The sequence below is a fragment of the Bacillus sp. FSL H8-0516 genome (genome assembly GCF_038635285.1).
In the GTDB taxonomy this organism is placed as follows: Bacteria; Bacillota; Bacilli; order Bacillales; family Bacillaceae; genus Bacillus; species Bacillus safensis.
In genome coordinates, this window is the sequence record NZ_CP152051.1 from 2,894,721 (window position 1) to 2,919,511 (window position 24,791).

25 protein-coding genes and 1 pseudogene are annotated in these 24,791 nt (G+C 43.5%); 7 read left to right on the forward strand and 19 right to left on the reverse strand.

All coding sequences use genetic code 11. The annotated features are described in order from the left end of the window. Position 1 precedes the first annotated feature (1 nt). Complete coding sequence (locus MHB67_RS14785; protein WP_044331179.1) at positions 2–232, reverse strand: hypothetical protein; 231 nt, start codon at positions 230–232, stop codon at positions 2–4. Between the two features lie 100 nt (positions 233–332). Further along, the gene (locus tag MHB67_RS14790) at positions 333–662 is read right to left on the reverse strand and encodes a YuzD family protein (RefSeq protein ID WP_034282615.1); all 330 of its coding nucleotides are present in this window, start codon (positions 660–662) and stop codon (positions 333–335) included. Between the two features lie 121 nt (positions 663–783). On the opposite strand from MHB67_RS14790, the pseudogene MHB67_RS14795 reads away from it, so the two are divergent. Continuing rightward, positions 784–1,083 (forward strand): annotated as a pseudogene (locus MHB67_RS14795) (NifU family protein). Between the two features lie 216 nt (positions 1,084–1,299). Here the strand turns inward: MHB67_RS14795 and MHB67_RS14800 are convergent. The 6 genes from MHB67_RS14800 to yutH all read right to left on the reverse strand — a co-directional run bounded on the left by MHB67_RS14800 (position 1,300) and on the right by yutH (position 8,953). After that, entirely contained in the window at positions 1,300–3,270 is a 1,971-nt protein-coding gene (locus MHB67_RS14800; RefSeq protein ID WP_044331186.1) for a S9 family peptidase, read from the reverse strand. 102 nt (positions 3,271–3,372) lie between these two features. After that, complete coding sequence (thrB, locus tag MHB67_RS14805; protein ID WP_024423360.1) at positions 3,373–4,305, reverse strand: homoserine kinase; 933 nt, start codon at positions 4,303–4,305, stop codon at positions 3,373–3,375. Next, positions 4,302–5,363 carry a threonine synthase gene (gene thrC / locus MHB67_RS14810; protein ID WP_044331189.1) on the reverse strand — a complete coding sequence of 354 codons (1,062 nt, stop codon included), beginning with the start codon at positions 5,361–5,363 and terminating at the stop codon, positions 4,302–4,304. Before thrC ends, thrB begins: the two co-directional genes overlap by 4 nt. Continuing rightward, positions 5,363–6,664 (reverse strand): homoserine dehydrogenase, encoded by a 1,302-nt coding sequence (locus tag MHB67_RS14815; RefSeq protein ID WP_024423362.1) that lies wholly within the window; start codon positions 6,662–6,664, stop codon positions 5,363–5,365. Before MHB67_RS14815 ends, thrC begins: the two co-directional genes overlap by 1 nt. Positions 6,665–6,887: 223 nt before the next feature. Beyond that, positions 6,888–7,856, reverse strand: coding sequence for a D-glycerate dehydrogenase (locus tag MHB67_RS14820; protein ID WP_248351125.1), 969 nt, complete (start codon positions 7,854–7,856; stop codon positions 6,888–6,890). Positions 7,857–7,930: 74 nt separating this feature from the next. Then, a complete protein-coding gene (gene yutH / locus MHB67_RS14825; protein ID WP_103131574.1) occupies positions 7,931–8,953 on the reverse strand; it encodes a spore coat putative kinase YutH in 1,023 nt (340 codons plus the stop codon). 132 nt (positions 8,954–9,085) lie between these two features. Between yutH and MHB67_RS14830 the strand changes: the two genes are divergently transcribed. Continuing rightward, positions 9,086–9,586, forward strand: coding sequence for a phosphatidylglycerophosphatase A (locus tag MHB67_RS14830; protein WP_024423365.1), 501 nt, complete (start codon positions 9,086–9,088; stop codon positions 9,584–9,586). A gap of 39 nt (positions 9,587–9,625) precedes the next feature. Here MHB67_RS14830 and MHB67_RS14835 read toward each other — a convergent pair whose 3' ends face one another. Genes MHB67_RS14835 through MHB67_RS14845 form a run of 3 tightly spaced genes read right to left on the reverse strand, consistent with a single transcriptional unit; the run spans position 9,626 to position 11,147 of the window. Then, positions 9,626–10,399 carry a TIGR01457 family HAD-type hydrolase gene (locus tag MHB67_RS14835; RefSeq protein ID WP_095410049.1) on the reverse strand — a complete coding sequence of 258 codons (774 nt, stop codon included), beginning with the start codon at positions 10,397–10,399 and terminating at the stop codon, positions 9,626–9,628. Positions 10,400–10,417: 18 nt separating this feature from the next. Next, positions 10,418–10,852, reverse strand: a complete 435-nt coding sequence (locus tag MHB67_RS14840; protein WP_073207287.1) for a DUF86 domain-containing protein — start codon at positions 10,850–10,852, stop codon at positions 10,418–10,420. A 19-nt stretch (positions 10,853–10,871) separates the two neighbouring features. Next, a complete protein-coding gene (locus tag MHB67_RS14845) occupies positions 10,872–11,147 on the reverse strand; it encodes a YutD family protein (protein WP_024423368.1) in 276 nt (91 codons plus the stop codon). A 120-nt stretch (positions 11,148–11,267) separates the two neighbouring features. Here MHB67_RS14845 and MHB67_RS14850 point away from each other — a divergent pair, with 120 nt between their 5' ends. Beyond that, positions 11,268–11,903 carry a YhcN/YlaJ family sporulation lipoprotein gene (locus tag MHB67_RS14850; RefSeq protein ID WP_103131575.1) on the forward strand — a complete coding sequence of 212 codons (636 nt, stop codon included), beginning with the start codon at positions 11,268–11,270 and terminating at the stop codon, positions 11,901–11,903. Positions 11,904–11,942: 39 nt separating this feature from the next. Here MHB67_RS14850 and lipA read toward each other — a convergent pair whose 3' ends face one another. Further along, positions 11,943–12,839, reverse strand: a complete 897-nt coding sequence (gene lipA / locus MHB67_RS14855; protein ID WP_008360456.1) for a lipoyl synthase — start codon at positions 12,837–12,839, stop codon at positions 11,943–11,945. Positions 12,840–13,165: 326 nt separating this feature from the next. Between lipA and MHB67_RS14860 the strand changes: the two genes are divergently transcribed. Next, on the forward strand, positions 13,166–14,110 hold the full coding sequence (locus MHB67_RS14860) for a M23 family metallopeptidase (RefSeq protein ID WP_229137106.1): 945 nt from the start codon (positions 13,166–13,168) through the stop codon (positions 14,108–14,110). Between the two features lie 26 nt (positions 14,111–14,136). Here the strand turns inward: MHB67_RS14860 and yunB are convergent, their stop codons facing one another. From yunB to MHB67_RS14880, 4 genes are all read right to left on the reverse strand, one after another. Beyond that, on the reverse strand, positions 14,137–14,907 hold the full coding sequence (gene yunB, locus MHB67_RS14865; protein ID WP_080701219.1) for a sporulation protein YunB: 771 nt from the start codon (positions 14,905–14,907) through the stop codon (positions 14,137–14,139). A 69-nt stretch (positions 14,908–14,976) separates the two neighbouring features. After that, positions 14,977–15,282, reverse strand: a complete 306-nt coding sequence (locus tag MHB67_RS14870) for a DUF1805 domain-containing protein (RefSeq protein WP_103131576.1) — start codon at positions 15,280–15,282, stop codon at positions 14,977–14,979. 67 nt (positions 15,283–15,349) lie between these two features. Next, the gene (locus MHB67_RS14875; RefSeq protein WP_197202671.1) at positions 15,350–16,723 is read right to left on the reverse strand and encodes a bifunctional UDP-sugar hydrolase/5'-nucleotidase; all 1,374 of its coding nucleotides are present in this window, start codon (positions 16,721–16,723) and stop codon (positions 15,350–15,352) included. A gap of 66 nt (positions 16,724–16,789) precedes the next feature. Further along, positions 16,790–17,641, reverse strand: coding sequence for a DUF72 domain-containing protein (locus MHB67_RS14880; RefSeq protein ID WP_044331225.1), 852 nt, complete (start codon positions 17,639–17,641; stop codon positions 16,790–16,792). 305 nt (positions 17,642–17,946) lie between these two features. Between MHB67_RS14880 and MHB67_RS14885 the strand changes: the two genes are divergently transcribed. Together MHB67_RS14885 and MHB67_RS14890 are read left to right on the forward strand one after the other, a co-directional pair. Further along, complete coding sequence (locus tag MHB67_RS14885; protein WP_342492601.1) at positions 17,947–19,116, forward strand: helix-turn-helix domain-containing protein; 1,170 nt, start codon at positions 17,947–17,949, stop codon at positions 19,114–19,116. Between the two features lie 64 nt (positions 19,117–19,180). Beyond that, positions 19,181–20,338: an oxalate decarboxylase family bicupin gene (locus MHB67_RS14890; protein WP_087976181.1), complete on the forward strand. Its 1,158-nt coding sequence runs from the start codon at positions 19,181–19,183 to the stop codon at positions 20,336–20,338. Positions 20,339–20,393: 55 nt separating this feature from the next. On the opposite strand, the gene MHB67_RS14895 is transcribed toward MHB67_RS14890, so the two are convergent. Next, a complete protein-coding gene (locus MHB67_RS14895) occupies positions 20,394–21,584 on the reverse strand; it encodes an MFS transporter (RefSeq protein ID WP_206534338.1) in 1,191 nt (396 codons plus the stop codon). A 159-nt stretch (positions 21,585–21,743) separates the two neighbouring features. Beyond that, positions 21,744–22,979, reverse strand: a complete 1,236-nt coding sequence (locus tag MHB67_RS14900) for an alanine--glyoxylate aminotransferase family protein (protein WP_257802469.1) — start codon at positions 22,977–22,979, stop codon at positions 21,744–21,746. Positions 22,980–23,148: 169 nt separating this feature from the next. Between MHB67_RS14900 and MHB67_RS14905 the strand changes: the two genes are divergently transcribed. After that, positions 23,149–24,027 carry an endonuclease gene (locus MHB67_RS14905; protein ID WP_342492602.1) on the forward strand — a complete coding sequence of 293 codons (879 nt, stop codon included), beginning with the start codon at positions 23,149–23,151 and terminating at the stop codon, positions 24,025–24,027. A gap of 13 nt (positions 24,028–24,040) precedes the next feature. On the opposite strand, the gene MHB67_RS14910 is transcribed toward MHB67_RS14905, so the two are convergent. After that, positions 24,041–24,784, reverse strand: a complete 744-nt coding sequence (locus MHB67_RS14910; protein WP_103131580.1) for an IucA/IucC family C-terminal-domain containing protein — start codon at positions 24,782–24,784, stop codon at positions 24,041–24,043. Positions 24,785–24,791: the final 7 nt, after the last annotated feature.

The following is a 24,791-nucleotide window of genomic DNA, read 5'->3' on the forward strand; positions in this document are numbered from 1 at the left end:
TCTATGAAACGGCATGTGCCGATGAGTTGGTCCATTTGATCGGAGCAAGGGCAAGAATGCAGTCTTTACGAAAGGTTCTCATCGTTTTCTTCGATAAACAATACGCTTGGATAAACTGATCCGTCTCACGGTAGACAGTGATTTTTCTCTTCGTGCACTCTCCGTTTTTCTTCATATAAATCATCTCAATAGGTATTTGCTGTTGAAGAGATTGTTTCAGTAAATAATTCATGATGCTCACGCTCCTTTCATTTCATTATAAACGAACAAACGTTCCTTTTCAATACAAAAAAGAACGTTTGTTCGTTTTATTTCTCAAAAAAAAGAACAGCTTATTCACTGCTCTCCTTGTACCCGTATTTCTCCATTTCTTGATAAATGTCTTTTAATTTTGGATTGCCTTCCCCAACGATTTGATCCTCTACTAAGACAAGCGGATAAAAGAATTCATCATCAAGAATTCGTTCAGACAATTCCTTTTGTTGTTCGTTTTCTGGCGGGTGCTCAATATCAATATATGTGATGCGAAATGGCTGATTCGGATATTTTCGTTTTAATGCTGCATCTAACCATTCAAACGTATCTTTTGAAGAAGGCAGATTCACGCAGCTAGCGCACAAGACATCTCTTCCATATACATAAAGATCGACGGTTTTGTTCATTTGACAAGCCCCCTATTCTTTCTTCATTTTAGCTGAATTTTCTGGATGAAAAAAGTCAAAATCACTTTTTGTTTCAAGATGAGATTGTGCTATAATGAGAAGGAAACTTTGAAACCAATCAATAGATTTTTATCGTCTAGATGAATATAATGGTGATATGTTGTGAAAGGAGCGATTATATCTAATGACTGAAGTCGAAATGAAAGACCAAGTACAGGAAGTACTGGACAAACTTCGTCCATTTCTATTACGTGATGGTGGAGACTGTGAGCTTGTAGACATTGAAGATGGCATTGTGAAATTACGTCTTCTTGGTGCATGCGGCAGCTGCCCAAGTTCAACCATTACATTGAAAGCCGGTATTGAGCGCGCATTATTAGAAGAAGTGCCTGGCGTTGTAGAAGTTGAACAGGTTTTCTAATTCATATATGACATGAAAACGACCCAATTAGGGTCGTTTTTTTCATGATTGACAGAGGCTTTAGCCCTTTGTCTTCTTTTCAGCGTGATATGAAAACCCTTGAAGTCTAGGAAGGACGAGTACTGGCGCGGAGCGAATTTTCTATTCGTGAGCACCAGCACGCTGAACTGACACCGAATGCGAGGGTTTGTCAGCACGCTGAAGGGTCGTTTTTTATTAGGCTAGCTTTTCTCTAAACCATTCCTTTATAAAAGTCAGTCTTTGAATACGCTGCCCCGGGTGGCCGCTTCTGGATAAATCATGAGATGCCTTCGGGAATTTGACCAATCTTGTGTCTTTCCCAAGCTCCTTCAAGGCCACAAAAAGCTGCTCTGCTTGATCAACTGGGCAGCGATAATCTTCATCACTGTGCAAGATGAGGAGCGGCGTGTTCACCTGCTTCACATATTTTAGTGGCGAACGATCCCATAGCTTATCGACAGAATCATAAATATCCCCATCAATCTGCCACCTTGTAAAGAAATAACCGATATCACTGATGCCATAAAAGCTAATCCAGTTTGAAATGGAACGCTGTGTGACAGCTGCACGGAAGCGGTCGGTTTGACCAACAATCCAGTTGGTCATAAAACCGCCATAGCTGCCGCCTGTCACGCCAAGCCTTGTTTCATCAAGGAAATCATAGGCTTTGAGCACATGATCAACAGCCTGCATGACATCGTCATAATCAACGTCACCATAGTTTCCTCTCACACGGTCAGTAAACATCTGTCCATACCCATGACTGCCATGCGGGTTGATATACACGATGGCGTAGCCTTCAGAAGCGAGCATTTGAAATTCATGAAAATACGTATAACCATACATGGCATGCGGTCCGCCATGAACCTCTAGAATGAGCGGATATTTCTTTCCCTCTTCCATCTTGGAAGGCTTCATAAACCAGCCATGCACCTCGTCTCCATCTTTTGACTGAAAAGAAAATGGTTCAGGTTCCGATACGATATGCTCCTTTAGAAAATCATGATGCTCGAATGTGATTTGCTTTAGTTCTGTCTCCCCTAATGTCATCTCATACAGCTCACTTGGTGAGACAGGTGAAAGCCGGCTGAGCAGCAATTTGGATTCATTTGGATGAAGGCTGAAATTGGTGATATGTTCCGCCTCTAGTCGAACAGGATAGGCTAAACCTTCAATAGAGAAATAATAAATTCCTGTACTGCCTTGATCAGAAACAAGCGCATAAAACCCTTGGCTGTCCTTTGTCCACTGCGGAAGCTGATAGACCTCTCCCATCACGCTATCTCCTGCCATACAGTTCCCAACATACATATCCAGCATTTCTGACAGTTGAACCGTCTTTTCTTCCTTCAGATCATACAGCCATAGTGATGGGAAGGTAGCATTTTGAAATTCGCGCTCATGTCCAATATACAAAAGACTCTCTCCATTTGGAGAAAAAGATACGGTGGAATAAGCGCCGTTTGCTTGTGTGATCTTTTTTGTCTGACCATCTTCTAATGACAGAAGACACACGTCACTTATGTAAGGTATCTGTGGATTTAATTGAATAAAGGCAAGCCATTTGCCGCAAGGAGAAATCGTATGATTCATATGATGAACCTGCTCGCTCGTGACAGGCTCTATCTCTCCTGAATCGATATCTACCTTCACGATCTGCGTGACACGCCCATCTAAAAAGCCTCTTCCATCTGCTTTATAGGTCAAATCATCATATACCGCTGGAGCAAAGTCATCTTGCTCTTCCTTTTTTTCATCATGAACAGATTCTGATTGTTTCAATGACACAGCCGCATAAAGAAAAGCACCATCTGGAGAAAAAACAGGATGAGATACTCCGTAAGGAATCGTCGTTAAGGTTCGCACGCCGCCTCCTTCGCTCTTCATGAGCGCCAGCTGAGGGACTTCCTTTGGCTTTTGTAAAATAAAAGCAAGCTGCCTGCCGTCTTTTGACCAAACTGGCTGATGATGCTTTCCATCCTCAAATGTCCATTGTGCCAGCTCCTCTGTCTCTTCATCTCGAACCCATAAGTGGATGTTGTAATCGTCTTTTTTCTCATTCACAGTGACTTTTGTAAAGACTGCCTTTTGTCCATCTGGTGAATAAACCGGATGGGAAACAGAAACAATCTTTGTTAAATCTTCTGCCGTCATCAATTTCTTCATGAACGTATCTCCCCCTTTTATGCTTAAAAAATAGTTCGATCCTCTAAATAATAATCCCTGCTTCTTCCCATAAAAACAAGCATAAAAAAAGAACGTGCAGATTCACAGCACGTTCTTTACTTGATTAACAGGATGATGCTGCACGACAACCCCTTCTACTGGCACCGTCAGCAGATCAACTTCGCAATGCGGGAAATTTTGGGCTAGCTGCTCTTTCAGCGCTTCTCCCTTCCCTTTTTCCACTAAGGTGAGGATCGTCGGTCCAGCACCGCTCAAAGCCGTTCCATACGCTCCTTTAAGCGAAGCGACATGCTCTACCTTCGACAGCTCTGGCACGAGCATTGTGCGGTAAGGCTGATGAAATAAATCCTTATTCATCATTTCTCCAACAAGCGGCCAGTTCTGCGTCATTAAGGCGGCTACAAGGACGTTGCTCACAGCACTCGCACTGACAGCATGTTTATAGGAGAAATCCTCTGGCAGGACATCACGGGCATCCTTTGTGAGCACTTCATAAAAAGGAATCACCACGACGACATCTACATCCACATGCTGCACTTTAACGGCATGTGTTTTGTCTTCTTCATGGAGACCAATCAGTAAACCACCAAATAAAGAGGCTCCCGCATTATCTGGATGACCTTCTACCTCACTTGCATAAAAGAGCTTCTGATCATCTGTCATGTTTAATTCAAGAAGCTGATTGGCAAGTTCAATGGCGGCCACGATGGCAGCAGCACTGCTGCCAAGCCCCCGTGCCAATGGAATATCACTCCACACTTTGACATGAACAGGCGGGAGTGTTTTTCCAAAGTCATCTGCGACCTTTTTGGCTGTTTGATAAATCAGGTTGTCGGTGCCTGATGGAATCCCAGACACGACATCTGTTTCTGCTTCAAACAGCCAGCTATCATGGTCATAGACCGATAGCTTTAAATAGCGGCTGAGCGCCATTCCAACTGAATCAAAGCCTGGTCCTAAATTGGCAGTGCTTCCCGGTACTGTGATTGAAAAAAGCATGGAGGCTTCACTCATACGCGTGCGGCCTTTTCTAAGTGTTCAAGAATTTGATCTTCATCTGCATCGAGTGTGACCGGCTTGATTTTTGAAATATCGATAGCCGTATTTGGATCTTTCAGTCCGTTGCCTGTTAGTACCGCAACAACTTTACTGCCTGGCTTGATTTCTCCAGATTTCACCTGCTTTAACACGCCCGCAATCGACGCACATGAGCCTGGTTCTGCAAACACGCCTTCTTCACGTGCAATCAATTGATACGCATGAAGAATTTCCTCATCTGTTACTTCATCAATCTTTCCATTTGATTCCTCTGCGGCTGCCACAGCTTGTTTCCAGCTCGCTGGATTTCCGATACGGATAGCCGTTGCCACTGTTTCTGGCTGCTCAATCACTTCATTTCGAACGATTGCCGCTGCACCTTCTGCTTCAAAACCACGCATGACAGGCAGTCCAGTTCCTTTTTTCTCGTGATATTCCTTGAAGCCTTTCCAGTAGGCCGTGATGTTCCCTGCATTACCAACAGGAATCGCCAGTACGTCCGGGGCAGAGCCTAGCTGCTCACAGATTTCAAATGCTGCTGTCTTTTGTCCTTCAATTCGATAAGGATTGACCGAGTTAACAAGGGCAATCGGTGCTTTTTCACAGATGCTGCGGACAATTTTCAGTGCATCATCAAAGTTGCCATCAATGGCAATGATCTCTGCTCCGTACATGACGGCCTGTGCAAGCTTACCGAAGGCAATTTTCCCGTCTGGAATGATGACAATACATTTCATATCCGCACGGGCTGCATAAGCCGCTGCTGCTGCAGAGGTATTCCCTGTTGAAGCGCACATGATTGTATCATTGCCTTCTTCTTTTGCTTTTGCAACAGCCATGACCATTCCTCGATCCTTGAAAGAGCCTGTTGGATTGACGCCTTCTGTTTTCACATGAAGCTCGATTCCCAGCTTTTCTGAAAGCTTGGCGAGATGGATCAGCGGTGTATTCCCTTCATTTAATGTTAGTTTAGGTGTAGATTCGTTTACTGGTAAGAATTCTTGAAATTCTTCAATGAGTCCATTCCATTTCATCAGCTTAAACCGTTCCCTTCTACTCGGTACGTGCTCTTCACTTGAACCACCACGTCGAGGTCGTTTAATTTTTGCAGGATATTTGAAAAATCTTCTTCTGAGGTCTGATGTGTAATAATCACAATTTCAGCCAGCTCATCATGTCCTTTCACAGGAAGCTGAAGGATCTTTTCAAAGCTGATGCCTCTTTCAGAAAAAATAGATGTAATGCGGGAGAATGCCCCGACTTGATCTCTAACATGAATTCTTAAGAATTGCTGAGCAAATATTTCTGATGACGATTTGATCTTCTTCTCAAACTGCGGTGCGATAAATCCGCTTCCGTTCACGCCAAGGCGCATGTTTTTCATCACTGCCACTAAGTCTGATACAACAGCTGTTGCTGTCGGCAGACTTCCTGCTCCAGGTCCGTAAAACATCGTTTCTCCTACAGCACTTCCGTAGACATACACCGCATTGAATTCATTGTTGACGGATGATAATGGATGATGATCAGGAAGTAAAGTTGGCTGGACGCTGACCTCTACTTTCTCTCCGTCCCTCTGAGCAATGCCGATCAGCTTCATTGTATAGCCAAACCGCTTACTGAAATTAATATCCTCATCAGAGATATCAGAAATACCTTTCACCTTTACATCCTCTAAATCCACATTCATAGAAAAGCCGAGTCTTGCAAGAATCGCCATTTTCCTTGCTGCATCCAGTCCTTCTACATCAGCTGTTGGGTCTGCTTCTGCAAAGCCTAGATCCTGTGCTTCTTTTAAGACATCCTCATATGCGCTTTTATCGACATTCATTTTCGTTAAAATAAAATTCGTTGTACCGTTCACAATCCCCATCATCTTGGTGATTCGGTCAGAGGCGAGCCCTTCCTCCAGTGTGCGCAGAATCGGAATTCCTCCGGCGACACTTGCTTCATAATAAAGATCACAGCTATTTTCTTTCGCTACATGTAAAAGCTCCGTACCGTAAAGCGCCATTAAATCTTTATTGGCTGTAATGACATGCTTCTTCTCATTTAACGCATCTATTAAATATTGTTTTGTCTCTTCAATGCCGCCCATCACTTCAATGATGACGTCGACCTCTGGATCTCTAATCACATCGTATACTTCAGTTGTGAAGACCTCTCTTGCGACATCCACATCTCTTTTTTTATCGGGATTGCTCACAAGCACTTTTTGTATTAATACCGGACAGCCGATTTGGTGCATTAATTTATCCTGATGGTCTTGGATAATTTTTACGACACCGCTTCCCACTGTTCCTAATCCTAATAGCCCAACTCGAATTGCCTTCACCTGAAATTCCACCTTTCTCCGTAAATGTCCTCTCTAAAAAGACATTTGTTAACCTTACACAGACATTCAATGTACACACATTATAAAGGGGTATCCTCATTTTGACAAGGTAATAAAATAAGAGATTGTCAGAATGAAACCGCTTAACAGCTATTTACATCAAGATTCTATATTTTCAAAATATTTTTGTTAGAAAAGCTCCCGAACACCGGGAAGCCTTATATTATAAACGAACCGGCGTTTTGGCTGGCTCGTCTTGTAAGACAAGCGCAATATTTTCAGCACATAAACGCATCATCGTTTTTCTCGTTTCGACACTAGCACTTCCAATATGAGGGAGGACTGTGACGTTAGGTAATGTCGTTAACGGATGAGACGGGCTGACAGGTTCCTGTCTAAATACATCCAGACCAGCGCCGGCAATTTTTCCTGTTGTGACAGCCTCGTATAAAGCATCCTCATTTACAGTCTGTCCTCTTGATACGTTAATGAAATAAGCAGAGTTCTTCATCAGATCAAATGCTTGTTCATTAAACATGTCTTTTGTTTCCGGGGTTAACGGCGTCAGACAGACGATGAAATCAGACTGCTTGAGCAGTTCCTCAAAAGCCGCATAGGTCACGCCAAGCTGCGCTTCTGCCTCGGGTTTTCTTGAACGATTATGATAAAGGACATTCATATTAAAGCCTTTGGCCCGCTTGGCTAGTGCTGTTCCAATGCTGCCCATTCCGACAATCCCGAGTGTTTTGTGATGAACATCAGCACCGGCAAGAAGAAGTGGCCCCCAGCCTGTCCAGTTTCCATCCTTAATCCAATCACTCGCCTCGACAATGCGTCTAGCTGACGCCATCAGAAGAGCAAAGGCTAAATCCGCCGTCGATTCTGTCAAGACGTCTGGTGTATGACATACGGTGATTCCATGCTTTTTGGCTGCTTCAAGATCAATATTGTCATAGCCAACAGCAAGGTTTGCAACCACCTTGATATTCGGAGCCTTTGATAAAAGCGGCTCATCTATTTGATCTGACAGCATGGTGAGAAGCGCATCCGCTTTAGCAGCTTGTGTTTCTAACTCTTCTCTTGGACACGGCTCATCCTCGCTTGGCCACATCTCAACATGAGCGACTTCTTTTAATGGTGTAAGTGATGCTTCATCCAGTTTTCTTGTGATATAGACGTAAGGTTTCGTCAAGAAGAACACTCCTTTTATCGATTTCTTTAAGCATAACGAAAAACGCCTCAAGAGAAAAGAGACGTTTCGTCTGTTCACTGAAACTTCAAATCAGCTGCAGGCTGAATCCAGCCAACAGCCGGAATGGGGCTCCCGCCGCTTCGCATGGCACTCATTTCTTGAAAAACCTTCAGAAAGTATTCATAACGATTGGCATCATTTAAGACGTAATCTAACCGCTCTTCATAATATGACTTTTCATTTTCTCCCGACATATAGTAGCCTTCTACAATTTCAAAGTAATGAAGCGGGAACAGCAGGCGGCTGTATAACAAACGCTTTGAAAAGGAGGAAAGAGGTGTCACCTGTTCATATTGCTGTAGAAAGGAAAAGCCCTCTTCAATTAAATCCTCCTTATGCTGTACAAAGGTCTCTCTTAAGTATTCGGCAATATCACGGGTTGGATGATCAAAGACCCAATCCACAGGTAAACGAAGCGGCTGCTCATGCGGCCATGTCATACGTGAAAAGCGCTGATGACAGACAGTGCCTGAGTCACCTTCTTTCGGTTCATCATCAAGTTCAGTATCAACTAAATATTGAATGGCATTCTCCGTTAATCCAAGATAATACGGAAACGATTCAATGAATTTTTGTTCAAACCGTTGCAGCGGTTTTTGATGCATTTGCTGCATCCAAAAGCCTTCGAGCTGATCTAATCGTTTTGCCCATAATTCCTTCCAGGCACCGACACGTTTTGTTTCGGATACTTCATATGGAAAGCCTCTTCCCCTGACATGGAAGGCTGCCAGCTCTGACGCTTGCTGAAACGAGCGGCTTGAAATCGGAGGCGCTGCTTTTAATAAAGCATACTGCTCCTTCCCATGAGTAAAGGTGGGATTCTCTTCATTTGTTAATTCAAACACAGCAACGTATGGGTCTCCAGCATTTAGTAAATACTGACTGATATGATACAACTCCGAAAGTTCTTCTTCTCGCAAATGAGACACAGGAACAATGAGGAAGAGAGCCTCCGCCGTTTGAAAGCTCTGATAACTGCCATATGGCGTAAATTGACGAACATCAATACCAAATGTGTGATAGATGGTTTCTTTCATGTTTTCACCTGCGTTCCTATGATCAATCTCTTATCATATCGTAGTCGCAGGTTGAGGGATTTATGAATACTATTTACTATCCGAAGCTTTTTACACGTCGTGGACAAATTACGAGGATTGGGTGAGGAATACATGCCGCATCATCATGAGATGAACGAAGTAGAAAAAACAGCAAGACGCCGTTTACAAGAACGAGGCGTAACCATTCAAGATATAGCAGACCTTGTCTACTTTTTACAGGAAAAATATCATCCTGGCTTAGACATGACAGAGTGCATCCACAATGTGGAGCGTGTCATCGCAAAACGTGAAGTCCAAAATGCGATATTAACGGGCATCGAATTAGACGTACTCGCCGAGCAAAAGAAGCTGACTGAGCCGCTTCAATCAATACTTGAAACGGACGAGAGCCTGTATGGCGTTGATGAAATTTTATCCTTTGCTATCGTCAATATTTATGGTTCAATCGGCTTTACGAATTACGGATATATCGATAAAGAAAAACCAGGAATTCTCGGGAAACTCAACGATAAATCCACGGGCGAATGCCACACCTTTTTAGATGACATTGTCGGCGCTATTGCTGCCGCCGCATCAAGCAGGCTGGCACATAGTGCAAGAAATGCGGAATAAAGAAAAAGAGGACGCGCGCGTAACGCTTGTCCTCTTTTTCTATGATAATCGCTCAATCCACTCGGATAAGGATTCAATGACATAGGTTGGCTGCTTTTCATACTGCTGAAGCAGCTCTTTTGTTGTCACACCTGTGTGGACGAGTAATGTGTCCATTCCTGCATTCATTCCTGCCATAATATCCGTATCATAGTTATCCCCCACCATGAGCGTCTCAGACACATCTGTCCCAAGTACACGCATCGCTTGTTCCATAATAATGGATTCTGGCTTTCCGATAAATGTCGGCTGAACCGTTGTCGTCACGGTTAGTACTGATGTTAACGAGCCGTTCCCTGGCAAAAGCCCTCTTTCTGTTGGAATGGCAATATCTCCATTTGTTGAGACAAATTGTGCGCCTTGACGAATGGCAATCGCACCTACTGCTAATTTTTCATATGTAATGCCGCGATCAATTCCAACAACAACGAAATCAGCGTCTTCCTGACCAAATGTCAGCCCTTTTTCTTCAATGGCCTGCTTGATTCCTTCTTCACCAATCACGTAAACTGACGCATCTTTCTTTTGCTCAGCAATATAATTAGCCGTCGCCATACTTGTTGTAAAAACTTGTTCTTCTGTTGCTGGGATATCAAATGAAACGAGTTTTTCCGCTACCTGCTTTGGCGTGCGTGATGAGTTATTCGTGACAAACAAGTAAGGAATGCTCAACTCATTTAACTTTTGAACAAATTGACCTGCTTCCTCGATCTTTTCTGTTCCTTTATACATTGTCCCGTCTAAATCAATTAAATAGCCTTTGTATTTCATGATGCTCACAACTCCAATGGTTTATTTAAACGCTGATACTGGGCCAAGCTCCTGCTCCAAGTAGGTACGGATGCGGCTTGGAAAGACCTCTAGTGCCTGCTCTACTTCGCTGATCACCTGCAATAAGTCATGATGATTTACTTCCTGATATTGCTGCACAAGTGTTTTGCGGGATGAGACAAGCTTTTTCAGCTGACTTCCTTCTCCTTCTGGTACAACCTTTTCATCAACAAGTATATCCATGATGTCATCATAGCTTCCTGGGTCACGCATAATAAAGCCATCAATCATGTCATTTCCGGTATCAAGAATACATTCGACGAGCAAATGAACAATTCGTTCCAGCGCTTTTTTCTCTAGAGGACTTGTCCATGTTTGATGACTCTGCAACAACTCATATTGCTCCTCGAAAAAACGTAATGTCTCTTCAATCTTTTTTCTGTCTACGAAATACATCATGACGCTCCCCTTTGCGTTATTTTCTGATTCGTTTTAAGACAAAATAGGCACAGCCAAAATTACAGTATTCATAAATGTATTCATCGAGTGTGCTGATTTTAGTATCAAATGTGGCCTTTTGGTTTTGGTCATCAAAGAACCCTTTCAGCCTGAGCTGATTATAGCCCCAGTCCCCCACAATATAATCATACTTATTTAAAATATCTGAGTACCTTGCTTTAAACGCTTCTTCATTAAAGCCGTCTTTGATATCTCTTACAAGATCAAAGGTAGCATTCTGAACGACGATCATCTTCTCACCTCTTTTTAAACGATCCATCTTTAATGATAATTCATTGGAAGAACTCCATCAATTGCTAAAGCATGTTTTTTCCGATTTAGCCGAAGCTAAAGGAAAAAGGAGGTCACATTTATGAAGAAAAAACTGACAGCCGCGATTCTCCTCAGCATGCTTTTAGGCGGGTGCGGCTTTCAATCAGGTATGAACCGGCAAGTGGATGAAGATTCTTCAAGTAAAACCATCCGTCTGTCGGATCGACATGAAGGAAATAATTCCAATATGCCAGAAGCAGATACAAACAAAGCAGGATATGTTCGTTATCAGCACCAGCAAGTAACGGATCAGAAAGAAAGAACGCCTGCTTTAAATCGTGAGCATCTTGCCCACGTGATTACAAGTCTAACGGTGCAGCTGCCAAACATCAAAGATGCAGCCACACTTGTGACAGATGAGGATGCACTCATCGTGTATCGAACAGGAAACAAAAACCGTGATGAATCTGCCGATCAAGTAAAGAAAACGGCGGTTTCTGTTCTCCCTCGTTATTATCATGTATACGTCTCTGATAATCCAGAGCACTTTCAATCCATTGCCAATTTTTCACGTCTTCAAACCAATTCACGTGATTTTGACCAAATTTTAACCAAAACGATTCAGCAAATGAAGTATTCCCCTCAAGGCGGGAACATATCGAATCAAGAAGATGCAAATGGGATGACGAATTCCGACCGTACGATGAGAAGAAACGCCCCTTACGGCCAAAATTAATACGAGAAAAAACGCCAGAGAGCTCTGGCGTTTTCTTTGTTACGCTTGCGCCTGACGCTTTTTAGACGCTTCGTTTACTTGTTCATCTGCATGGTAGGAAGAGCGCACAAGCGGTCCAGCTTCACAGTGGCTAAAGCCTTTTGACATCGCAATTTCCTTCAGCTCTGCAAACTCATCCGGATGGTAGTATTTTTGAACTTTCAAATGCTTTTTCGAAGGCTGTAAGTACTGACCAATCGCCATAATATCCACGTTATTGGCAAGAAGATCATCCATGACTTCAATGATTTCTTCCTTCGTTTCACCAAGTCCAATCATAATGCTTGATTTTGTTGGAATATCGGGCTGCATTTCTTTTGCACGACGCAAGAATTCTAATGAACGATCATATGTAGCACGCGCACGAACTCTTGGCGTTAATCTGCGAACTGTTTCAATGTTGTGATTTAAAATGTCAGGACGAGTATCCATTAACGTCTTCAAGTTATCATAATTACCGCCCATGTCTGAAGGGAGAACTTCAATGGTCGTGAATGGGCTTTTTCTTCTAATCGCACGAACGGTTTCAGCGAACACACCTGCGCCGCCATCCTTTTGATCATCCCTTGCAACCGCTGTTATAACAGCGTGCTTTAAGTTCATTAAGGCTACTGAATCTGCCACGCGTTCTGGCTCTTGCAGGTCAAGCTCAGTTGGAAGTCCAGTTTTCACCGCACAGAAACGGCATGCGCGCGTACAAACAGATCCAAGGATCATAAATGTAGCGGTTCTTCTCACTGCCCAGCATTCGTGAATATTCGGACATTTTGCTTCCTCACAAACAGTATGCAGGTTGTTTTCCCGCATCATTTTCTTCAAACCGGTATAGTTTTCATTCGTATTCAGCTTAATTTTAAGCCAGTCCGGTTTTCTTACGTGCTCTTCCTTCTTTGCCAATTCCATCATCTCCATATGAATTCGTTAAAGGTGCATCTACAAAAATCTTCCTGCTATATACGATGGATGCAGCTAAGAAGCTGCAAAAAATTGAATCTTCGGCCTAAAGCCTTTTCTTTAGACACTTTAACATAGTACAGATTGAACAACAAGGGAATGAGCTGCAAAAATACCCAAAAGCCTCCTAAAAAAACAGAAGAAAATTACTAACATTTTCTTCTTATGAAATAGAGTGTTCTAACCACACTAAACGGTAGAAGACGATGCTCGATGAAAGGAGATGGACGTTTGTGAAAGTGGTTTTAGCCATCATGATTGCTCTTTCAATGCTCCCTTTACCTGTTCATGCAAAAGGGACGGGCAAACAGCCAGATGAATTGAAGCAAAGAATGGCCCTATATGAAAAAGTCTCCATCACAACACAGGTTCCATGGTATGTACTTGCTGCAGTTGATCAGTATGAACACAATATTCGAAAAAGCAGAAGAGATTTACCGAAACAAAAAGGCGTCATTGGCATCTACATTCCCCGGGAAATGTGGATTGGACCAGAAAACCCGAATAAACAGGATACCTCTCCTTTAAGCATTAAAGTGTTTGACGGAATTGGTCTTGATGGGAATGGGGATGGCAAAGCAAGCAGCGATGACGATGAGGATGTATTATTCACTTTTGCACAATACTTGCTTCACTACGGCAGCAGCATTGATCAATTAAAAATTGGCTTATGGGACTATTATGGACGTGATCAAACCGTTGGAATCATTTCATCTTTTATGAAGCTATATAAGCACTACGGCCATCTTGATCTTGGAAAGCATGCTTTTCCTCTTCCGGTTGGAGCTGACTACAGCTACCGGAGTACATGGGGAGATGCGAGAGGATTTGGAGGAAGGAGAATTCATGAGGGAACCGATTTATTTGCCCATTATGGTCTTCCCGTTCGTGCGACATCGTATGGCGTGATTGAAATGAAAGGCTGGAACCGTTTTGGCGGCTGGCGGATAGGCATTCGAGATATTCATAATCATTATCATTACTTTGCTCACTTAAATGGCTTTGCGAAAGGACTCAAGACAGGTCAAATTGTTGAACCCGGCCAGGTGATTGGATCTGTCGGAAGCTCCGGTTACGGTCCTCCAGGCACTGCTGGAAAGTTTCCGCCGCATCTTCACTATGGCATGTACAAAGACAACGGCAGAACGGAATGGTCATTTGATCCATATCCTCATTTGAGGGCGTGGGAAAGAGCTGAACGGAAACGAAAGTAAATAACAGCCCAATCATTGTTGGGCTGTTATTCCTTTTTCTCCTTTTTCTCTGGGAGAACAATTGATGGAGCACCTGAGTTTGTTCCACTGCCATTATAATAATCTGGTACGTCTCCTTGAACGGCTTGTATGGAGACAGGAACAGAGTTTTTCACTACGATTGTTTCAGAAGCAAATGGGATAATGACTCTTACCTTGACCTCGATCAGAACACTAATATCAATCAAGGCATTGTTGATGCCATAAGGCTTAATATTTTTTTCAACGTCCGTATGCGGATCACCAATCACACTAAAACGTACAGGCACTTTTGGTCCTAGGTTGGCGATGAGTGCATTTCCGGACGCTTGCCCAAGCGGAATGTTATATATAATGCCGTCATGTCCATCTGTTTGATCCTTTAATGCTTCTTTTGCCTCTTTTTGAAAGTTTCCCTTTTCAATGTCCTCTAAATTTTTTTGAAGATGACGCGAGAGGTCAGCCATTGCTTTCGATGTTGCTTGCGCATTAAAATCAATGGTCGTCACTTTTCCGTTCTCACTTGTATTCATGACCACCATATCCTTCATATTCTCCTGATCATCTGCAAAGTCTTGAACTGAATATTGTATGAGGTGATTGGCGATGCGCTCTGTTTCTAGTTCAGCAATGTGAATAAGGGTAGGTTTAATGGATCGGTTGATAAAAAATAAACTAATTACGGTTGAGAGCACAAAGAATAAAATGGCAAGCAGCATAACGTATCGAAATGGCAAAGGGCCCTTCTTGTAGGGGCGATAACGGCGGTTCATTCTCAATAAAAAATCCCCCCTTCTCCATTACATGTGTATGCAGACAGGCGAGGGGATAGGAATCATCTCTCTATTTTATTTCACCATTTTTAATAATGCATCTCTTCCAATTGTTCCAGCAGAGATACCCAGTGCTTTTGCGGCGTATGTCACAGATTCTAAAGGAGCATCGAGCAATTGCTCAATGGTTCTTACACCAACTGCTCTTCCTGCAATAATTCCTCTATCTGCAAGCTTTTCATTCAAGAGCCCGACATCAAGTGCACCGCACATGATATACCCGTGTTCATTTGTTACTGCCATGAAATTTGTCTTCGGCAGCTTGACAGTGACCGCTGTAAAGGAATGGCCATCAATTGTAATAGGTGTTAAATTCACCAAATCCCTTCACTCCTCTCATCACAATCTATGTGGAAAGAGGGCGCGTGTTGTTAGGCTGAAGCGGATTTCATGTTGCTTCCTTCAAGCGCCATGTCAGAACATCACGTAAAAATTCAGGCATAAAATATTCAATGTGTTCGTGATCACGGATATGAGGAAAAAGAGAGCCTAATGTATACATATCGACTGTGCCAACAGTATAGGAGGCGTCTTTTTTGATCAATTGACCATGTACAAAGACATCCTTCACCCGTTTGGCCTCGCCTTCTTCTAATGTATAGCTGAGGCCGCTATATAGCATTTTCCCCATCAGCTCACCTCTAAAGCCGAAGCCTTTGATGCGCAGCTGTTCCATTTTTTCTTCACAGCCCCGCTGAACCGTTGCGATAAGCTGTTGACCGGTAAGCGTCACTCGAATGGGATTAATGGGATGCGGACATATCCGGTGAATTTCTTCTCTTGTGACGATCCCTGCCTCTAATGAATCAAGCACCATACCTGCATTCATCATGCCAATATCTGCTCCGCACCAATCTTTAATGGCATCTGTTAAGAGCTGCGGAAGCGGAGAATCATCGAACCACTTCGTTTCTAGCTTCGACTCAATCGTTGTCACTTTTTCCTGCATGAGTGCTTTCGCTCTTCTTTCTGCCTGCTGCAAGGTGGTGATGGCTTCATCTGATTCACTGATGAGCTGATCCACTGACTGTACTGTCGCTTTTTTCTCTATTAGCTCTTTGCGCGCTGTATCGATCGTCAGCTCAACGCAGCCAATATAATGCCCGTACTTTTCAGCGCATGCAAGCAGCACACCATTGTCCATTTCACCTTGTTCTAACAGATGATGCGTGTGTGAACCTAGGATGATGTCGATTTCAGGGAAATCACGGGCGACCTCTCGATCATGGATGATTCCGAGATGAGATAAAAGCACAATGACATCTGCCTGTCCCTTCACTTCCTGCAGCATGTCCCGTATGCTGTCAAACGGATCAGTAATGTTCCAGCCAAGCTTTTCATATACAGGTGTATACGCAATGGTCACGCCTAAGAGACAGAGCTTCAGTCCGTTTTCCATTGTGATCATATGATAGGGCTTTGCCCATGATGGCCTTTTGCCTTTCTCAAATAAATTAGACAGGACCACTGGAAATTGTGCATTCTCATACAAGTGATCCAGCTGATCATGGGGCAGCGTAATGCCTTCATTATTCCCGATCGTGACTCCATCATAGCCAAGCTGATTGAGGAGCTTGACGTTTACCTTTCCATAATCCGCTTCGGATACGAGGTTCACTCGATCCATATGGTCGCCAATATCAAACAAGAGCATCTGATCGTGAACTTGACGCTTTTCTTCAATATAAGCTGCAATTTTTGGCCAGTTCTCAAAGTGGCTGTGCAAGTCGTTTGTATGATATAACCATAGCTTCTGCAGCATGTTGATCTCTCCCTCAAGTTGTCACTGACCGTCTCATTCAGGTTGAAAGCTTCAGTCAGCTCACGGTTAACTAAATAAATCTAACTGCTTCGGAGACAGGTTTGAATAGGTGATATCCAGCAAATCAATCATCTGCTGGCCATTTGCCGCTGCATCTCCGCCGGAGTTATTATTAAACACGACATAGACATCTTTCGATTGCTGATGCAGGATGTCGAGATTCTTTTTCCACTCTTTTAATTCAGCTTCATTATATAAATATAAGTATCTCACTTCACGCCAATTCTCATGGTCTGCCGGGTGAAGCCAGCCCTGTTTATTCCTCCCGTGAAATCGGACCAATGTTTTATCACGGTGTGTAGCTTGTATGACCGGCGGAATGGAGCCTTCTCCGACTTGCGGTTCATCACAGACGGAATGAATCCATCCTTCCTTTTCCATAAAGGACAAAGTCTGCTCATAAAATTCATCTGAAAACCATGTACGGTTTCGGAATTCGAGGGCACATGGAATATCGCCCATCTTCTCCTTACACCATCTTAAATAGTGGACGTGCTCTTTTTTGCAATCAAACCAAGGTGGAAATTGAAAGAGCACCATGGCTAGTTTCCCTTCACGAATAAGGGGAGTCAGCGAAAGAATAAATGCATCAAACATGTCTTCCTTCGAAGCAAACGGAATCTCGCCCCTTTGATGTCCAGTCATTCCTTGGTAGGCTTTCACAACAAATTGAAAGTCATCTGGGGTATCCTTTATCCACTTTTCATGATTACGCTCAGGCTGAACCGCATAAAAGCTGGCATCCAGTTCCACAATCGGAAACGTTGACGCGTAGTGAAACAGCTTTTGCGCGCTGCCGATTCTCGGCGGATAAAGACTGTCATGATCTCCCCAGCCAGTTAATCCGATATAAATCATGTTTCTCACCTCTTGCCACTCTCATGTATAGACGGCTTCCTCATTCGAAGCCTTTGTTTCTTGTGATACCCATATTTTCTGAAAGAAATTCTTCTGTCTACAACATATCATATTTGCTCGTAATTCTGAATGAAGATGACTGGCGGCACGTGATTTTGTCCTGGCGCTCTGTTTGTTTGTTATATTAATTGACAACTTTCTATCTAAAATGATTTTAGCTGATAACATAAAATGCATATCAGAGATGTAGACAGTGATTGTCCATTTTTTTATTCATCTTCACCAATAAAGGAGATTGAGTGGATATGAACATAGACGATAACCAGTTTGAAATTTTACAAAAAATGGCCAAAAAGATTCACAAGCCCATCTATTTGTTTAACCAGCATGGACGTATTCTCTATACCTCGCACCCCATGATCACAAGCTCAGAATGGATGCACATTCTCCCCTTTTTTCAAAGCAGGACAACTCATTCTTTTTCAATGATACATGCAAAACAAACCTTTTCCATCTTTCCAATTGATCTAAACGAACAAACATGTGATTATCTGGTCATCCTTGCTTTCATTCCCCCGCAGAATAAAACATTGCTTGGGATCATTGCAAAAGCAGTAAACGAAATGTCGATTGCACGTATGAGACAATATGCCGCCCTGCAAACGGCCAAGCGTGCTAGAAATGAGGGCTTTCGCAAATGGATAGAGAGGGCATCTTCTTCCCAGCAAGATCCCTTACATTTCGCTCAGGCATTTGGATTAAACGCCGAATGCCGCTATCTATGTATGATCTGTCAGCTTGACGAGCGAAGTGATACCACATGTTTTATGAAGCAGCAAATGGTTTTAGATCAAGTGGTTGATCTGCTCGAAAGTGCACTTCCAAGCTGCCCATTTCCTGCCTTTCTGTTTTTAAAGGGTGATATGGGTGTTGTATTGATGGAGGAGACTGGCAGTTGGCCAGAGGTTAGCGACAGGCTCAGCTCTTTTTTAAAACAGTTGCAGATGCTTGTTAAACTGCAAGTGAATCATACTATTTCTTTTGGGGTGAGCTTGATGGGTTGCCACATCTCCCATCTGTCTGAAGGCTACAATGAAGCATTAGAGGCTCTTCAAACCGGACATCTCTCATCGCGGACTGAATATATTCAATTTTATCAAGCCAAAGATGTGCCAGATTTACTAAGGCTCATTCCAAGAAAGGATATGATCACGTTTCACCAGCTGCACCTTCACCCGTTATCTGAACCATCACAAGTCGATCAAAACCTTCTTCACACCTTATCTGTTTATTTAGAAACCCATTGCCACATTTCAGAAACAGCCAAACGATTGTCCATTCATCGCAACACGGTCATTTATCGCCTCGAGAAGTGTGAAGAATTGCTTCGAATCAGCTTAAAAGATTCTGACGCAACATTGCGGCTGCGCTTAGCCTTCCGTATTCAAATGTTTCTCTCATCCCATCCTGATTGAATTTTTTCTTCTGAAACCTCATATAGTTTGGAGGAGAAAAATGAGACTTGAGGAGGGATGACAAATGGATGATGAGCTCCGTCACATCCCGCAGCCCATTCGAAAGGATGGCGCGGGTGCCACCGACTTAGGCCCGCGCGATGTCCTTCGAGATATAGAGAACCCAGATATGCTCGTTCCCCCTAAAACCGATGCCGGGACCATCCCAAATTTAAAATTTTCATTTTCTGATACACACATGCATTTGAATCACGGCGGCTGGTCGAGGGAAATTACAAAGCGGGAGCTGCCTGTTTCAACAACGATTGCAGGTGTCAACATGCGGCTCACACGCGGAGGTGTTCGTGAGCTTCATTGGCATAAGCAGGCGGAATGGGCGTATATGATTTTAGGCAAAGCCCGCATCACATCTGTAGATGCAGAAGGGCGAAATATGATTGCTGATCTAGAAGAAGGCGATTTGTGGTATTTCCCGCCTGGTATCCCGCACTCCATTCAAGGACTTGAGGATGGTTGTGAGTTCCTTCTTGTATTTGATGATGGCGATTTTTCTGAATTTGATACATTCACGATCACAGACTGGTTTGCCCATACACCGAAAGAGATTCTCTCCGCCAATTTTGGTGTTCCTAAGAAATTGTTTGACCATATTCCGAATAAGCAGCGCTATATGTTTCAAGGCTCTCCGCCGTCATCCTTAGAAAGCCAAATGGTATCTGATCCATACGGGAGCATTAAGCCGCCATTTACGCACCAGCTCCTTCGTCAAAACCCGATAACGACCTCTGGCGGAACCGTCCGAATTGTCGATTCACGGAATTTCCCGATTTCAAAAACGATTGCGGCTGCACTTGTTGAAGTAAAACCTGGCGGCATGAGAGAAATGCACTGGCACCCTAATAATGATGAGTGGCAATACTATTTAACAGGTACAGCTAAAATGACGGTCTTTGGAGCAGGAGGTACTGCCCGCACCTTTAATTACAGAGCAGGTGATGTTGGATATGTTCCTTTTGGTATGGGACATTACATCCAAAATATCGGCCAAACGAGCCTTTGGTTTTTAGAAATTTTTAAAAGTGACCGGTTTGCAGATATTTCGTTGAATCAGTGGATGGCCTTAACCCCGCCTCAATTAGTGAAAGAGCATTTACACGTAGATGAAGCGATGATTCGTGCGCTTCATAAAGAAAAATCACCTGTCGTGAAATATGAGAGATGATGCCCATCATAAAAAACCGATCAATTCGTCCTGATCGGTTTTTTATCAGCAAAATTTAAGAAGCTGCCGAAGCATGCTGCACTTTTTTCCCCCACACGATGGATGCAGCGAAGCTTACGCAAAGCACCAGTGTTCCAAACATAAAAGGATACTCAATATTCACATCAAATAATATACCCGCAAGACTCGGTCCGACGATATTGGCAAGGCTCATAAAGGATGTATTGAGACCGCCTGCTACCCCTTGCTGATTGCCTGCCATCTTGGACAGCAATGTATTGAGGGCTGGTCGGACAAATGACGTAGCCGATAAAAATAAAATCGAACCCGTAAAAATCAACCAAAAGGACGGCGCAAAACGGCAGGCGATTAGCATGAAAGCCGCACCTAACAGCGCATAACGCACGACTCTCATCTCTCCAAATCGTTTCACACAGGCATTCACTAACACTCCTTGAACAAGCACCCCGGCAAGACCCGCAACCGTAATCACAAACGCAATATCCTTCGGGGAAAATCCGTGTTTTTGGTCTACATATAAGCCGAAAATCGATTCAAAATGAATGATTCCGAAATTGAGGACAAAGGCCAATATAAACAAAAAGCCGTACGATGTCCTTAGAGCCTCGATCATTTGTACAAAAGGATTGAAATGAATATCCTTGTTAAGCCGCGCCTCTTCCTGTTTTTCCTTTGTTAAAGTTTCAGGTAAGAAGAGAATGGATAACAAAGTAGAAAGAGCAGCAAAGGAACCGGCAATCAGAAATGGAAATGCGATCCCGTACTCAACCAAATAGCCGCCTACGCCCGGCCCAATGACAAAACCTAGTGTCATCGCTGCACTGAATAGACCCATTCCTTTCCCTCGGTCCTTTTCACTTGTGATATCAGCGATGTATGCAAACATGGCCGGCATAAGCAAAGCACCGGCAGCACCGCCTAAAAATCGAGACACGAACAGCATCCAAAGCTGATCAGCAAAAGCAAAAATAAACTGAGCAATCGTAAAACCCGCAATCCCGGCAATGATCAATTTTCTTCGTCCAAATCGATCGGTCAGTGCCCCGGCAACCGGCGATAACGCAAATTGTGTAAAACCTGTTGCAGCGACAAGAAAACCGAGTGTTTTTCCTGTTGCACCAAAGGCTTCGATGTAACTCGGCATAACAGGTACAATGAGGCCAAAGCCAAGCATGGCAATAAAAATATTGAGCATCAAAATGTATAATCTGCCCATCTTCTTCATATAAAAACCTCTTTCTGAAAAATAATGAAAATGATGTCAAAAAATGATGAGAACTTCTCCAGTATAGCGATAACCTCATCTATAAGTCTAGTTTTTCAAAAATTAGCGTTCTTTTCCAAATAAAAAAATACCCGCCAATGGCGAGTATGCAGTATCACGTTATTCAGCTTGTTCATAGATAGAAAGAGCCGCTTGAAGCCCTGCCCCGCAATAGATAGACGCACCGTGTTTGATGAGGATCGCTTCAAGACCTGCTAACACAAACAGTACATTTTCCTTTCGGCAGCTGTAGCCCATTGTCCCAATTCTCCATATACGGCCGGCAAGCGGTCCAAAGGAGCTTGCAATCTCAATCCCAAAATGATGGAGCAGGTCGGCACGGACCGCTTCTCCGTCAATACCACTTGGAATGACAATACAAGTCACAACCGGCATTTTACAATCTGGATCACCAAACAATTCAAGCCCCATTGCTTCAAGACCTTTCATCAAGGCTTTCTCATGATATGCGTGCCTTTGAAAACGTTCAGACAGCCCTTCTTCCAGCACAAGACGAACCCCTTCTCGCAGTGCATAGAGCATTGTTGTCGCTTCTGTATGATGATTTAATCGTCTTGGGCTCCAATAATCCTGAAGCTGGCTTAAATCAAAATAATTGCTTTTGATTGGAGAAATATCGATTTGTTTTTGTAATTCATCCTGTGTCGCAATTCCTTTTTCTACTTTCTTTCTCGATTCAATGACAGCTGCGACTCGGTCATTATACGTAATAGGTGACATACCTGATGGAACAGATAAACATTTCTGCGTGCCGCCAATCGCCGCATCAATTTTCCATTCATCCACTTTTACCTCGACACCGCCAATGGTCGCCACAGCGTCTACAATGAACAGCGCATCAAGAACCCGGCATGCTTCACCGATTTGCTTGAGCGGCTGCAATCGGCCAGTCGATGTTTCACCATGAACCATTGCAACGATTTTAGGCTTGACCTGCTTTATTTCTTGGATGATGTCGTCAGGATCAAAAACCGTTCCCCATTCACATTCCATTGTATGTACCTCAGCACCGTAGCGCTGCCCTATTTCAATGAGCAGGTGACCGAAGCGGCCAAAGACAGGCACAAGCATTGAATCTCCCGGTTCAATTACACTGGCGAGTACAGCTTCAAGCCCTGAACGAGACGTACCGTCGATTGGATAAGCCCATTTGTTTTCTGTTTGAAAAAGTGACCGCAATAAGGTCATTGTTTCATTCATAATGTGTGTAAATGCTGGATCAAATTGACCGAGAATTGGCGTGCTCATCACACGGAGCACTCTCGGATCTACTTCAACGGGCCCCGGTGTCATAATCGTTCTTGAAGGTGTTTGCAATTCTTTCACGTTATCCATCCTCTCCCTTGCTGTCATCCTATATGCCCACTTATACAGTAATGTGTATAAAATAGCAATCTCTTTTCCTACGAACTTATTACATAAAATTTACGAGAAATCCATTTATTTCTTCATGGCAATATGATAGAAATAAAGAGAATACATTCCCTATCAAGGAGGAAATCGAATGAAAAGAACTTTATTTGGAACTGTGGCCGCCGGAATTATGATATTCGGCACATTCGCCGCCCCGCTGCCTCCAGCTGCAAATGCTCAAGGTTTCAATCTGAGTGAACCTAGTCAAACGATCACCTTTTCCCCGTTACAGCTTCAAAACGAAACATCTGCACAACAAACGCAAACTGCCGCCACAAGTCAAATCGATTCCTATTACCAATCTGCTTCTGGCAAATCAGGACCCGCTCTTAAGAAAGCTTTACACGATATCATTGATGATCATACGCAGCTATCCTACAGCCAGGTGTGGGATGCCTTAAAGAAAACAGATGAAGACCCCAATAACCCTAACAATGTGCTGCTGCTTTATAGTGGTGTCTCCCGCTCAAAACAAGCGAATGGCGGAAATGTGGGCCAGTGGAACCGGGAGCATGTCTGGGCCAAGTCTCACGGCAATTTCGGGACAAGCCAAGGACCTGGGACAGATCTCCACCACCTTCGTGCGGCAGATGTGCAAACGAACAGCACACGTGGAAATTTAGATTTTGACACGGGTGGTAATGAATACAAAGGAGCGCCGGGCAACTTCTACGACAGCGACTCATTCGAACCGCACAGCCGGGTCAAAGGAGATGTTGCGAGAATGCTCTTTTATATGGCGGTTCGCTACGAGGGTGATGACCGATTTCTAGATTTAGAATTGAATGACAAAGTAAATAATGGAAGCTCTCCTCTTCACGGCAAAATGTCTGTACTTCTCAAATGGCACAAGCAAGATCCAGTTGATCAAATCGAACGGAACCGCAACGAGATCATATATCAAACGTATCAGCACAACCGCAACCCTTTTATTGATCATCCTGAATGGGCAAGTGAGATTTGGGAATAAAAAAAGGGCACTGCTACGAGCAAGCAGTGCCTTTCTTTTTTTCAAGCGGACAAACAAGACAATAATCGAGACTCTCCGATTTTTTCTCTAGCTTATAATACATACAGCAGGTCTTCCGGTTGGATGTTTCAAGTAAACTGTCGTCTAGGTTTAGGCTGTGCTGAAATGGATTTTGCTGAGCTCCAAAAACATCTCCAGCCGCCTGCTTCAGATACAGATAATCCTCCCGCACGCGCTGCTTCACCGCAGGCTCTTCCGCTTCCCGCATCATGCTTCGATAAAGAGAGTTGATTCGAACCGCTACATTTTCCCATAAAATACGATAAGAGAGTTTTGATGTGCGGTTCAGCACGTCTAAAAGAGGCGTGACACACTCCGTAAACAGCGCACGCACGACCTTCTCTCTCCACTCATGCCTGTCTCCTTCTAGTGGAACAAACGAACACGCCGCCTCATCCATTTCAATTTTTCGATCCTCTCTAAATGCACATGCTGCTGGTGGAAACTGATAGACACCGTCATACAGCGTCATCAAGTATAAATAGGAACTGACGGCTAAGTAGGCGTACCGCTTTGAAAACATAGAAGCTGCTACCGCCAGATTCGGTGCATGCATCGCTTCCTTTTCAGCTTCTAATAAACGTATGACGGCTGCTTCTGAAAAAAGCGCAGCAAGTGTGCGATCAGATGTCATAGGTCCATTTGTGATGTGTACCCCAAAATCAAGTAATTCTCTCTCAACCCACTCTGGCCTCATATCAAAA

Bases quoted from the DNA above. Each gene is read 5' to 3' on its own strand.
- yutH (WP_103131574.1), bottom strand. From the start codon at position 8,953: ATGAAAGAAACCATCTATCACACATTTGGTATTGATGTTCGTCAATTT.
- MHB67_RS14875 (WP_197202671.1), bottom strand. From the start codon at position 16,723: ATGCTGCAGAAGCTATGGTTATATCATACAAACGACTTGCACAGCCAC.
- thrB (WP_024423360.1), bottom strand. From the start codon at position 4,305: ATGAGTGAAGCCTCCATGCTTTTTTCAATCACAGTACCGGGAAGCACT.
- MHB67_RS14800 (WP_044331186.1), bottom strand. From the start codon at position 3,270: ATGAAGAAATTGATGACGGCAGAAGATTTAACAAAGATTGTTTCTGTT.
- MHB67_RS14830 (WP_024423365.1), top strand. From the start codon at position 9,086: ATGCCGCATCATCATGAGATGAACGAAGTAGAAAAAACAGCAAGACGC.
- MHB67_RS14885 (WP_342492601.1), top strand. From the start codon at position 17,947: ATGAACATAGACGATAACCAGTTTGAAATTTTACAAAAAATGGCCAAA.
- MHB67_RS14785 (WP_044331179.1), bottom strand. From the start codon at position 232: ATGAATTATTTACTGAAACAATCTCTTCAACAGCAAATACCTATTGAG.
- thrC (WP_044331189.1), bottom strand. From the start codon at position 5,363: ATGAAATGGAATGGACTCATTGAAGAATTTCAAGAATTCTTACCAGTA.
- MHB67_RS14895 (WP_206534338.1), bottom strand. From the start codon at position 21,584: ATGAAGAAGATGGGCAGATTATACATTTTGATGCTCAATATTTTTATT.
- MHB67_RS14860 (WP_229137106.1), top strand. From the start codon at position 13,166: ATGCTCCCTTTACCTGTTCATGCAAAAGGGACGGGCAAACAGCCAGAT.
- MHB67_RS14790 (WP_034282615.1), bottom strand. From the start codon at position 662: ATGAACAAAACCGTCGATCTTTATGTATATGGAAGAGATGTCTTGTGC.
- MHB67_RS14850 (WP_103131575.1), top strand. From the start codon at position 11,268: ATGAAGAAAAAACTGACAGCCGCGATTCTCCTCAGCATGCTTTTAGGC.
- MHB67_RS14880 (WP_044331225.1), bottom strand. From the start codon at position 17,641: ATGATTTATATCGGATTAACTGGCTGGGGAGATCATGACAGTCTTTAT.
- MHB67_RS14900 (WP_257802469.1), bottom strand. From the start codon at position 22,979: ATGGATAACGTGAAAGAATTGCAAACACCTTCAAGAACGATTATGACA.
- MHB67_RS14845 (WP_024423368.1), bottom strand. From the start codon at position 11,147: ATGATCGTCGTTCAGAATGCTACCTTTGATCTTGTAAGAGATATCAAA.
- MHB67_RS14910 (WP_103131580.1), bottom strand. From the start codon at position 24,784: ATGAGGCCAGAGTGGGTTGAGAGAGAATTACTTGATTTTGGGGTACAC.
- MHB67_RS14890 (WP_087976181.1), top strand. From the start codon at position 19,181: ATGGATGATGAGCTCCGTCACATCCCGCAGCCCATTCGAAAGGATGGC.
- MHB67_RS14840 (WP_073207287.1), bottom strand. From the start codon at position 10,852: ATGTATTTCGTAGACAGAAAAAAGATTGAAGAGACATTACGTTTTTTC.
- MHB67_RS14905 (WP_342492602.1), top strand. From the start codon at position 23,149: ATGAAAAGAACTTTATTTGGAACTGTGGCCGCCGGAATTATGATATTC.